Here is an 11,351-nt window from a genome sequence, read left to right as displayed (position 1 = left end):
ATTGAATGAACAGTATTGAGAAAGCAAAGTTTATTGCAGATAGTATAGCTTCTGTAGTCAAAAAACAAGAACTTGATATACATTTTGAAGATAAAAATGAAGATTATGACGTTGATGAGTTTAACGACTTCAACGAAGGTGAATATATATAAAGCAAACTAAGGGGGAACTAGTATGACTGAAAATAATGGAAAGTATTTAACGATTGAAGAGATAGTTGCACTTCCTAGTCTAGAAAATGTATCCTTAAGTGATAATGGAGAAAATGTGGCATACGTTAAAAAATCTACGGATTGGGAGAATAATAAGTTTGTAAATCATGTGTGGATATACGAAAAAGAAGGCGATAAGCATTATCCCTTAACTACAGGTCAATGTGAAAGCTCACATCCTTTATGGTCTCCAGACTCAAAGCTTTTAGCATACCTTAGTCCAGTTGGAGAAAAAGAGAAAAAGAAAACACTTATTTTTTTAAAATCCTTTGATGAACACAATGGTGTTCAGATTACAACAGGGGGAGAAAGTGTAGAGAGCTTTAAATGGTCACCAGATGGTAGAGGGATTTACTATCTAGCAAAAGTACCTGAATCAAAGATAATAAAAAGACGTAAAGAGACATATGGTGACTTTAGATATGTTGATAGAGAATATAGATGTAACTGTCTGTATTATTTAGAGATAGAAAAAGGAATAGACAGTACAACCAAACAATATACTACACCGAAAGACTTGATAGATAACGAGCAAAAAAATGATGAGACAGTATGTCAGCTGACCGATGGAAAGAACTCTCATATTCAAGGATTTGATATTTCTACTGATGGTAAAAGTATTGTTTTTGCAGCTACTCCTACACCTGATATGAAGGATTATAATAATGTTGATTTATATATACTTGACACAGAGTCGAAAAATATAAACAAGTTAAATATTGATGCAATTATTGACAGTAATGTTGTGTTCTCTCCAGATGGTTTAAAGATATGCTATACAAGGTCTATTAATGAAAAAGAATATTATAAAAACAAAATAGATGATAGTAAATTAGCAGTTTATGATATTGAAAGTGGAAAAAGTACTTTTCTATTACCACAGCTTGACAGGAATGCAACACCAATTCGTTGGACAGATAGGGGAATTCTAGTTAATTGGCAGGATAAAACTAACTATTTAATTGGTATGATTTCTGAAAACGGAGAGTTTAATATACTAGATAATAAAGACGACTGTTTTATAATTAAATCTTATATATCAAAGGATGGTAAACACTTAGCCTTCATAAAAGCATCGTCCACAGAAAGATTTGAAGTTTATTTAGATGGTAAAAAGATAACTAATGAGAATGAAATTCATGGAGGAAGACTTTTAAGTAGAAAAGAGGTAATCTCTTGGCAGAGCAGTGATGGATTAGAAATAGAAGGGGTACTGTCTATGCCATATGATTATGATTCATCAAGGAAATATCCTTTATTAGTAGTAATCCACGGAGGACCTACATGGGCTTCTTTTCCAATACCTACATATGGGAAATTGTATCCTATTGAGCAACTCACTGAAAAAGGATTTTTAGTATTAGAGCCTAATTATAGAGGTAGCTCAGGATATGGTAATGATTTTCTAAAGGCTAACTATAGAAAGCTGGGAATAGGGGATTATGATGATGTAATTTCTGGTGTAGATATGCTTATAGGGGAGGGTTTGGCTGATAAAGATAATATAGGAGTAATGGGGTGGAGTCAAGGAGGATATATCTCTGCTTTCTGTACAACATATAGTGATAGATTTAAGGCAGTTTCGGTTGGAGCTGGAATTAGTAACTGGGTTACGTACTATGTAAATACAGATATTCATCCATTTACTAGAATGTATCTTGGAGATAATCCTTGGAATGACCCTGAAATATACGCAAAAACATCTCCAATGACTTATATAAAATCTGCATGCACGCCTACTTTGATTCAGCATGGTGAAAAAGATGCTAGAGTTCCAACTCCGAATGCATATGAATTATATCAGGGATTAAATGATATGGGAGTTGAGACTGAGCTAGTAATATTTAAAGGAATGGGTCATGTTCCTGATAAACCAGGATTCAATAGAGCTATTATGAAGCAAAATCTACTATGGTTTTGTCATTATATATTAGGAGAGAGTATTGATGAGTTGATAAAGTTGGATGACAAGTAAAGTAGTATGCTATAAATGAATCTAAAAGAAACCACCTAAAGGCTGCTTATATGTAGAAGCTATTAGCTGGTTTCTTTCATTTTGCTTCAAATTTATATAGCTACAAAGCAAGTAAACTATTTTCCTGTTTAAATTTTCTTTTATATATGATGTAAATGAGGACGGCATCGAAACCCCATTGTATTGCAGTAATTGTCCAAACATATGTCACTGGAGTTTTACGGATAAATATAAAATAATACATTAGAGGCAGTCTTATAAACCAATTAGAAATTACTGAAACAATAAAGGGACTCTTAGTGTCTCCAGAACCTTTTAGTGATCCTCCTATTATCATAGATACTCCCATCGGTATTTGTTCAATGGAGGCTATCATGAGACATATAGCTCCCAATCTTATTACCTCTACTTCACTCTCATTTATAAATAGATTAATTAAAAAATTAGGAAATAGTAAAAAGAGTAAAGAACAGATACCCATAATACCTGCACCTAGAACCAAACAAGTATTGGCATATTCTTTAGCTTTTTTGATATTTTTTTCTCCAATCTTGTGACCCACTAATGTAGTAGCAGCAACTGCGAATCCCCATCCAGGCATAAATGATAATGATTCAATCGTTGTGGTTATTTGATTCGCAGAAAAAGCTATGTTTCCTAAAGATACTATCATAAATGTATTAATCAATCTATTTATACTAAATGCACCTTCCTGTAAACTTGAAGGTATTGACAATTTGAGCATTTCTTTAAGTTCATTAATATTAAATTCCTTTATATATTTAACTCGAGGTTTAAGTTCAGATGATTTATATGTGAATGTAGCTATAAATAGAAAACCTAAAATATTAGCTGTAGTTGTTGCTATAGCAGCACCTTTAGTACCTAATTCAGGAAGACCAAAGTGTCCAAAAATCAATAACCAGTCTAAACTTATATTAACTAAGTTGACGATTATTGAAGCTACAAGTGGAGTTTTAGTATTACCGTAACCTCTCAAAACTCCATTTAGTGTAGAAGTAAGCATACTAAAAAATATTCCTATAGAGCAAATCTGCATATATTTTGAACCTATTGAAACTACTTCAGTATTAGCTTTTGTAAAAGTCAATATTTGCTTAGAAAAAGTAAAGAACACAAATGATAAAACTAAAGCTATAACAACTGTTACTAATGTACCTAATGTTGCATATTCTTCAGCTTGATGATATTCTTTTGCTCCAACTTTTCTAGCAACTAGAGAAGTAGTACCTATTGCTATTCCAACAGAAATTAATATATTTACACATGTATATATAATCTCTGAGCTTAAACCAACTGCAGTAACAGTAAGATTACCACCGTATTGGCCAACCATCATAGTATCGAAAACCCATATTAACATATATAATATCATTTCTCCAACAGCAGGTAGCGCTAATGATAGCACATTCCTTATGGTTTGTTTATTAATGACAAACACCTCACTTTACTAAAAAATAACGTATCAATAAGATTTTACATGAATTTCTTAAAAATTTCTACATGTTAATTATAAAGTGAGGATGGATAATTCATTATTTAGTAAGACAATGAAGTCTAGCTCTATAACGAGAAAGGTTGAACTCTTGCCATGAATATTGATTTTGCAAGTCTTTTTTTAGAACTATAAAATAATCTTCTACTTCTCTTCTAATTGATGAATTTTCTGTTTCTAATAGCCTGCTTATTTGAGGAACAGCATCGTAAGATAGTGTTGTTAGATAATAAAAATCAATTTTTCCTGTCTCAAAGTATCTATCAATATTATTTTTTGCGATCATTGAATCAATATTTAGATAGTTTAATCCTATATAAAATATTAAGAATGTAAATATATAAAATTTTGCTAAATTGAATTTTGGTTTTAGTATATATACTAGAGTAGCTCCTAACAAAACTGTTTCTAAGGATAAGAAAAAGTAAACAAATACTCTCAAGTATGTATATCCATAGTTCTGCGAATAAAGTCCCATTCTATAAAATGATGAATAGATCATTATATATGTGAATGTACCCATAAGTAAAAGAAGTCCATTAATACGTTTATTAGTTTTTGAATTCTTAAAATCTGTATACTTAAAGCTTAAAATAATGATAATAAAGTTCAGCATTGTCACTAAAAGAAGCTGAAAAAATCCTTGCCTAGCATATACAGCATAGGTAAAACCACCTGGTAAGTTGTTGGATCCGTTGTTAAATAAGTACGTAAATTGAATGAAGCAAAATATTAGATACACAATATTAATCATTACTAACACAGTAGTTAATATAGTTGAATCAAAAAAAATCTTTTCTTTAGACAGTGCTACATTTGGGCTGTTTGGTATATTCTGCTTAGAAGCAGGTAACTGATTATTTACAGCTTTTTTTTCTTCTTCCTTTTCTTTTTTTAGTATTTCAATAGGAGTAAATAAATAGTAAATACAACTATAGGAGTAAGTTGCTACAAATACTATAAGTAATAGTTGAGCAACAGTATTAATAAAATTCGCATTTCTTAAGACGTATGAAAGCTTCGTTGGAAGAAATGATATCATTTCACTAAAAACAATATCAGCAGAACTTAGTAAAGCTATTATAACAATTAGAATAGGAGCTGAAATCAATATACCGACAAATATCTTTTTCAATTGTGTATTGTGATTCTGTTTTTTTTCATATACTAGTTTTTTATATAAGTATGAATAAGGTTTTAAAAAGTAACTAAATGGACAGAAAATTGCTTTAATAATTTTAAGTAAAAAGCTAAATGTTTCAAAATTATAAGGTTCTTTTCCTATAAGCAACAAAGTCATTCCTAAAAAAAGAGTTACATTGCTTATGTGATTAAAAAAGTGAAAAAAACTATTGCTGCTGATAAAATACCTTATAGATAGTAGTACTATAGGTATTAAAAAATACCAACCCGAGTCTTTTTTTAGTTTATTGGTTTGCTTTAGAGTATTGACGAGGAGTAAAGTAATTAACATAACAAAAATAGGATATGAAATACCAGTTGTTTTGTTATAGAACAAAATTGTATATAATACACCTATTAGCAAACTATTTATGATTAACTTATTTTGTTTTAGCATATTTGCACCTCTTAATCTTTATCATTTTTATCTTCAACATATTCTAATATATCTCCAGGCTGACAATCTAGAGCCTTGCATATAGCCTCCAAGGTAGTGAATCGAACTGCTTTGGCTTTGTTATTTTTTAAAATAGATAAATTTGCATTAGTAATACCAAGTTTTTCTGCCAGCTCTGATAATCCAATTTTTCTCTTTGCCATCATAACATCCAAATTAACAACGATAGGCATTATTTCCCTCCTCTATATAGTAAGATCATTTTCTTCTTTGAATATCACTGCTTGTCGAAATACTTCAGCTAAAATTATAGAAAAGAATCCAGCTATAACAAAGACCATTAGGACGATAACTGTCATAAAAGAATTATAAAATATTATTTTAAAAATATATGCAAAGGATATTAAGAAAGCAGCTATTCCCATGCGCTTAAGACTCTTTACATTACCTAATACAAAAGGATCTTTTCTTTTTAGTGTATTAAATATTTTTCTAATTTCGTTAACAATGATTAAAGCCAATATCCCTGTAACGGATAAAAGAATAATGAGGAAATAGTAAATCTTCACGTTTGAGCCTTCATAGGTATGATTTAAATACCATTTTAATGAAATCGGTAAGCTTAATGTAATCATGATACCACCAATAAAAATTAGATCTAGAAGTCTCTTTACTATTGCTGACAATGATTTTTCACCTAAAATTTTCATATCATTTAACCTCCTTAATACCAGTCTTATAAATAATATACTACAAAGCATCATAATAATCAATAAATATTTATTGATAAACAATAAAAAAATATCGAGGAGGAATAAATTGAAATAAACAAAAGGACGCTCACAATGATGTGTAAGCTCTCTTTTGTTTAAGGTGCATAATACAATATATTATCTCAACTAGTTTTATTTCATAACCTTAGAGTGTGTTACACCATAAAAATATTCAAAATAAGTTTATAAATTATGTGTTACTTTTTAAAAAAAGCGGGTATTAATTACATTGGTTTGATATTAATATAAAATTAAGGGAGGATTTAAATATGAAAAAATTTGTATGCTTAGTTTGTGGATATGTACATGAAGGAGATGAGGCACCAGAACAATGTCCTCTATGTAAAGCTCCTAAAGAAAAATTTGTTGAGAAAACAGATGATAAATTACAGTGGGCTGATGAACATAGAATAGGTGTTGCTAAGGATATTGATACTGAAGTTTTAGAAGGGCTTAAGGCTAACTTTATGGGAGAATGTACAGAAGTAGGAATGTATCTTGCTATGAGCCGTCAAGCTGATAGAGAAGGATACCCAGAAATAGCTGAAGCATATAAAAGAATTGCTTTTGAAGAAGCTGATCATGCAGCAAAGTTTGCTGAACTATTAGGAGAAGTAGTAAATGCTGATACAGAGAAAAACCTACAATTAAGAGTAGATGCTGAGTTTGGTGCTTGCCAAGGTAAGAAAGATTTAGCTACAAGAGCAAAACAGCTTAACTACGATGCTATTCATGATACAGTGCATGAAATGTGTAAAGACGAAGCAAGACATGGTGCTGCATTCCAAGGATTACTTAAGAGATATTTTGGAAAATAAATAAATTATAATTATAAATGACATATAAATGCGTTGGTAAGATAATTATCTTGCCAACGCATTTTGTTTAATATTAATAATTGACTGTATGATATAGTATACATATTATCCGCAATGAAATAATAATACTTGAATATAATTTTATGTTATCCCTAGTAATTATATGGGTATAATAGGTATTGAAAGTATAAGAAAGTGGGGGAAGTTAGTGAACAATAAAAAACAAGTAGAAGAGATAGCAAAGTATTTTAAGAGCAATGAAAAAGAAGAAGAGAACTTTAATATAGGAGTTGAATTTGAACACTTTATAGTTGACAAGAACAGCTTAAAAACTATATCTTATTATGGAACTCATGGAGTAGAAGACACATTAAAAAAACTTCTCTCAACTGGATGGCAAGGGAAATATGAAGGAGATTATCTTTTAGGATTAAGTAAGGATGGTACGACTATAACTCTTGAGCCTGGAAGTCAATTAGAGCTTAGCATTAAACCATATAAAAATATTGAAGATATTAAAAAAGAGTATACAAGATTTTTAGATGAGATAGTCCCCATACTAGATGCTAAGAATCAAACCTTAATAGCAACAGGATATCAGCCTGAAAGTAAGATTTCAGATATAAAGATAATACCTAAGAAAAGATATGGATATATGTTTGAGTACTTTAAATCAAAGGGAAGATATGCGCATAACATGATGAAAGGTACTGCTTCAGTGCAACTATCTATAGACTACAAGTCAGAAGAAGACTATGCTAAGAAATTTAAAATAGCTAATGCACTTTCGCCAGTTATATATGCAATGTTTGATAACTCTCCTTTTTTTGAGGGTAATGAATCAAGTGAGCATTGCTTGAGAAATATTATCTGGGAGAACTGTGATAGTGATAGGTGCGGAATTGTAGATAAGACATTTGGTGGCTTATTTGGATATGAACAATATGCAGAATACATTTTAAATAAACCTCCTATATTTATTGATAATGGAGAATCAATTATATTTACTGATAAAAAGATATATAAAGAAATATTTAATCCGGAGGATTACTTACTAAAAGAGTTAGAGCATGTATTAACAATGGTTTTTCCAGATGTGAGAACTAAAAAATATATCGAAGTAAGGATGATGGATGCAGTACCATATCCACTGAATTTTGCTGCTATTGCATTGTGGAAAGGTATTTTATATGATCAAAGTAACTTAGACAAAGTCTATGAATACGTTAAAACTTTGAATATTGATGACATTAATGCAGCTAAAAAAGATATTGTTGAAAAAGGATTATATACTAATATAAAAGATAAATCAGTGTATGAAGTTGGTAAATGGCTTATAGCTATTTCAAAAGACAAGCTTAGTGACATAGAAAAAGAGTATTTAATGCCTTTAGAAGACATGATTAATAGTAGAAAAGTTCCTTCACAAATCACTAAACAGAGGCTTGAATTAGGTAAAAAAGAAGCGCTTAAGTGGTGTTTTATAAATAATAAACTTGATAGAGGTGATGAGCTGTGGATGCAATAAAACTCACTAACGAGTATATTGAAATAGTTAAAAATGATGATAATAACTTTCTTGAGGACTATAAAAAAACAGTAGAGAAGGTTGCGAACTCTAATGCAAAATATAAAGGAAAGCCAATTCCATTTTTATATCAACCAATGATTTTTACTAAGCAGGACATAGAAACATTTGAAAATATCGGACGAACTTTAATGTCAATAACAAATAAAGTAGTTGACAAATACAAGGAATCATCTGAGTTTAGATTGAAATTTGGGTATCCTAAACTTTTAGAAGAGCTTATACTAGTTGATCACGGGTATGATATTAACGTCCCTATTGGAAGATTTGATATCTTTTATGGAGGAGGAGAGGAGTTCAAGTTTTGTGAACTCAATACTGATGGATCATCAGCTATGAATGAAGATAATACAATTGCTAGAATACTTTTAGAGGCAGAGCCAGCAAAAAGGATGCAAAAAAAATATAGACTAAGTTATTTTGAGCTCATATATAAGTGGGTTGATGAAAGTATTGAAACTTTTAAGAGGTTTAATGATAAAATAGAAAAACCTAATGTGGCCATTGTAGATTTTGAAGAGAGTGGAACTCCAGCTGAATTTGAAGAATTTAAAAAGGCATATATTGAACGTGGATATAGAACAGAAATTGTAGATCCTAGAGAATTACGGTATGATGGTAGTGAATTGTTCTTTAATGACATGAAGATTGATTTGATCTATAGAAGAATTGTAACTAGAGAGCTTATAGAGCGAAGCGAAGAAATACAGGACTTAATAAATGCATATAGAGATAAAGCTGTTTGTGTAATTGGTCCAGTTAAATCACAGATAATGCATAATAAGATAATATTTAAGATTCTTCACGATGAAGATACACAAGAATTATTCACGGATGAAGAAAAGAAATATATTAAAGCTCATATCCCTTATACTAAAGAACTTAGTGGGAATAAGATAATATATGAAGAAGCATTAAACAACAAAGATAAATACATTATTAAGCCAGTAGATTTATATGCTTCTAAAGGCGTGTATGCTGGAAGAGACTTCACACAAAACCAGTGGAAAGAAAAACTAGATCAATGCTGGAATAATGACTATCTATTGCAGGAATTTTGCATACCATATACTAGAGACTTTATTGAGCTCGAAAAAGATGAGCTTAAAGTAAGTAAATTTGGGCATATAATAGGATTGTTTATGTATAACGAAAAACTAGCTGGATTATATACTAGAATAGGTAAAAATAGTATAATATCTGGGCTACATGGATACTATACTGTTCCAAATCTATTGGTAGAATAAGCAGAAAGTATCAGATTATATATCTATGTTGTATGTTGACTTAGCAAAGTATTATGATATAATAAGTTTAAAATATATACTTGGTGCTGGGGGTGCCGATAGGCTGAGAGAGGAAAGAATCCTTAACCCATTGAACCTGACGCGGTTAATACCGCCGTAGGGAAAGCAATATTCTAAGAATGATAGGGCTTATCCATGCTGGTAAGTCCTTTTTTGCCTGCAATTAGCCCCTCAGTGCCAAATTTTTTGGTGCTGTATTTTTTTGCGCACTATTAATAATTCATAAACGAATGGAGGAATATTATGGAATGGTCAACACAGATGGAAGCTGCAAAAAAAGGTATTGTAACTAAAGAATTACAGGCAGTAGCATTAGAGGAAAATATAAGAGTTGAGGATTTAATAAAACTTGTAGCAACTGGACAAGTCGTAATTCCTGCTAACAAAAACCACAAATCTCTAAAGCCAAAGGGTGTTGGAAAGGGATTAAAAACAAAAATTAATGTTAACCTTGGTATATCAAAAGATTGTATAAATTATGAAGATGAACTTGAAAAGGTAAAAGTGGCTATAGAAATGGGAGCAGAAGCAATTATGGACTTAAGTTCATATGGAGATACTAAAGATTTTAGACGTAAGCTTATAGAATTTTCGCCTGCAATGATAGGTACAGTTCCAATGTATGATGCTATAGGGTTTTTAGGAAAAGAACTGGCTGATATTACAGCTGATGAATTTTTTAAAGTAGTTGAAGCTCATGCTGAAGAAGGTGTAGATTTTCTTACTATTCATGTTGGCTTAAATAAAAGAGCAGTTGAGAGATTTAAAGTAAATCCAAGACTTACTAATATTGTTTCTCGTGGAGGTTCTTTATTATATGCTTGGATGGAAATTACAGGCAATGAAAATCCATTCTATGAGCATTATGATAGATTGTTAGAAATATGTAGAAAGCATGATGTTACAATAAGTTTAGGAGATGCATGTAGACCAGGGTCTATAGCAGACTCTACTGATGCTTCTCAAATTGAAGAGCTTATTACACTTGGGGAGCTAACAAAAATGGCATGGAATAAAGATGTACAGATCATTATCGAAGGACCAGGACATATGCCTATAAATGAAATAGAGGCTAATATGAAGCTACAGAAAAAGTTATGCCACGGTGCTCCTTTTTATGTTCTTGGGCCCATAGTAACAGATATAGCTCCTGGATATGACCATATAACTTCGGCTATTGGTGGAGCAATAGCTGCCTCTACAGGTGCAGATTTCTTATGTTATGTAACGCCAGCAGAACATCTAAGACTTCCAACGCTAGAAGATATGAAACAAGGAATTATTGCAGCAAAAATTGCAGCTCATGCAGCAGATATAGCTAAGGGCATTCCTGGAGCAGCAGATTGGGATAGAAAAATGAGTGAAGCAAGAGCTGCTCTTGATTGGAATGAAATGTTTAATCTGGCTTTAAATTCTGGAAAAGCAAAAGATTATAGAAAAAACTCATCACATGATGGAAGTACGTGTACTATGTGTGGAAAGATGTGTGCTGTAAAGAACATAAATAGTGTCATCTCTGGTAAAAAAGTGGATATCTAGAATACTTAATATAATATAATATAATATAAAAAACTCCTTCGTAC

At 31.0% G+C, this 11,351-nt stretch carries 10 protein-coding genes and 1 riboswitch; of the genes, 6 read left to right on the top strand and 4 right to left on the bottom strand.

Annotation, left to right across the window (positions count from 1 at the left end; all coding sequences use genetic code 11):
• Nucleotides 1-5: 5 nt before the first annotated feature.
• Together HNR33_RS20215 and HNR33_RS20210 are read left to right on the top strand one after the other, a co-directional pair.
• Complete coding sequence (locus tag HNR33_RS20215) at nt 6-152, top strand: hypothetical protein (RefSeq protein ID WP_429087162.1); 147 nt, start codon at nt 6-8, stop codon at nt 150-152.
• A gap of 22 nt (nt 153-174) precedes the next feature.
• Complete coding sequence (locus HNR33_RS20210; RefSeq protein ID WP_429087159.1) at nt 175-2,187, top strand: S9 family peptidase; 2,013 nt, start codon at nt 175-177, stop codon at nt 2,185-2,187.
• 100 nt (nt 2,188-2,287) lie between these two features.
• On the opposite strand, the gene HNR33_RS20205 is transcribed toward HNR33_RS20210, so the two are convergent.
• The 4 genes from HNR33_RS20205 to HNR33_RS20190 all read right to left on the bottom strand — a co-directional run bounded on the left by HNR33_RS20205 (nt 2,288) and on the right by HNR33_RS20190 (nt 5,992).
• Entirely contained in the window at nt 2,288-3,649 is a 1,362-nt protein-coding gene (locus tag HNR33_RS20205; protein ID WP_429087156.1) for an MATE family efflux transporter, read from the bottom strand.
• Nucleotides 3,650-3,743: 94 nt separating this feature from the next.
• Nucleotides 3,744-5,282, bottom strand: coding sequence for a DUF4153 domain-containing protein (locus HNR33_RS20200; protein ID WP_429087153.1), 1,539 nt, complete (start codon nt 5,280-5,282; stop codon nt 3,744-3,746).
• 11 nt (nt 5,283-5,293) lie between these two features.
• Nucleotides 5,294-5,515 carry a helix-turn-helix domain-containing protein gene (locus HNR33_RS20195; protein ID WP_429087150.1) on the bottom strand — a complete coding sequence of 74 codons (222 nt, stop codon included), beginning with the start codon at nt 5,513-5,515 and terminating at the stop codon, nt 5,294-5,296.
• A 12-nt stretch (nt 5,516-5,527) separates the two neighbouring features.
• A complete protein-coding gene (locus HNR33_RS20190) occupies nt 5,528-5,992 on the bottom strand; it encodes a DUF2975 domain-containing protein (protein WP_429087147.1) in 465 nt (154 codons plus the stop codon).
• 332 nt (nt 5,993-6,324) lie between these two features.
• On the opposite strand from HNR33_RS20190, the gene HNR33_RS20185 reads away from it, so the two are divergent.
• The 4 genes from HNR33_RS20185 (at nt 6,325) to thiC (ending at nt 11,307) form a co-directional block, all read left to right on the top strand.
• The gene (locus tag HNR33_RS20185; RefSeq protein ID WP_429087144.1) at nt 6,325-6,873 is read left to right on the top strand and encodes an NADH peroxidase; all 549 of its coding nucleotides are present in this window, start codon (nt 6,325-6,327) and stop codon (nt 6,871-6,873) included.
• A gap of 208 nt (nt 6,874-7,081) precedes the next feature.
• Nucleotides 7,082-8,401 carry a glutamate--cysteine ligase gene (locus HNR33_RS20180; protein ID WP_429087141.1) on the top strand — a complete coding sequence of 440 codons (1,320 nt, stop codon included), beginning with the start codon at nt 7,082-7,084 and terminating at the stop codon, nt 8,399-8,401.
• Nucleotides 8,389-9,708, top strand: coding sequence for a glutathionylspermidine synthase family protein (locus HNR33_RS20175; RefSeq protein WP_429087138.1), 1,320 nt, complete (start codon nt 8,389-8,391; stop codon nt 9,706-9,708). Before HNR33_RS20180 ends, HNR33_RS20175 begins: the two co-directional genes overlap by 13 nt.
• Nucleotides 9,709-9,786: 78 nt before the next feature.
• Nucleotides 9,787-9,889: riboswitch (TPP riboswitch) on the top strand.
• 122 nt (nt 9,890-10,011) lie between these two features.
• Nucleotides 10,012-11,307 (top strand): phosphomethylpyrimidine synthase ThiC, encoded by a 1,296-nt coding sequence (gene thiC, locus HNR33_RS20170; RefSeq protein ID WP_429087135.1) that lies wholly within the window; start codon nt 10,012-10,014, stop codon nt 11,305-11,307.
• The last annotated feature ends 44 nt before the right edge of the window (nt 11,308-11,351 follow it).

This window comes from Brassicibacter mesophilus (genome assembly GCF_050433385.1).
Taxonomy (GTDB): Bacteria; Bacillota; Clostridia; order Tissierellales; family Proteiniboraceae; genus Brassicibacter; species Brassicibacter mesophilus.
The sequence above is the reverse complement of the archived record's forward strand: the minus strand, read 5'-3'. Positions and strand labels throughout refer to the sequence as shown.

Excerpts from the sequence above, each read along its gene's own strand:
- HNR33_RS20185 (WP_429087144.1), top strand. The coding sequence starts at position 6,325 with ATGAAAAAATTTGTATGCTTAGTTTGTGGATATGTACATGAAGGAGAT.
- HNR33_RS20210 (WP_429087159.1), top strand. The coding sequence starts at position 175 with ATGACTGAAAATAATGGAAAGTATTTAACGATTGAAGAGATAGTTGCA.
- thiC (WP_429087135.1), top strand. The coding sequence starts at position 10,012 with ATGGAATGGTCAACACAGATGGAAGCTGCAAAAAAAGGTATTGTAACT.
- HNR33_RS20215 (WP_429087162.1), top strand. The coding sequence starts at position 6 with ATGAACAGTATTGAGAAAGCAAAGTTTATTGCAGATAGTATAGCTTCT.
- HNR33_RS20190 (WP_429087147.1), bottom strand. The coding sequence starts at position 5,992 with ATGAAAATTTTAGGTGAAAAATCATTGTCAGCAATAGTAAAGAGACTT.
- HNR33_RS20195 (WP_429087150.1), bottom strand. The coding sequence starts at position 5,515 with ATGCCTATCGTTGTTAATTTGGATGTTATGATGGCAAAGAGAAAAATT.
- HNR33_RS20200 (WP_429087153.1), bottom strand. The coding sequence starts at position 5,282 with ATGCTAAAACAAAATAAGTTAATCATAAATAGTTTGCTAATAGGTGTA.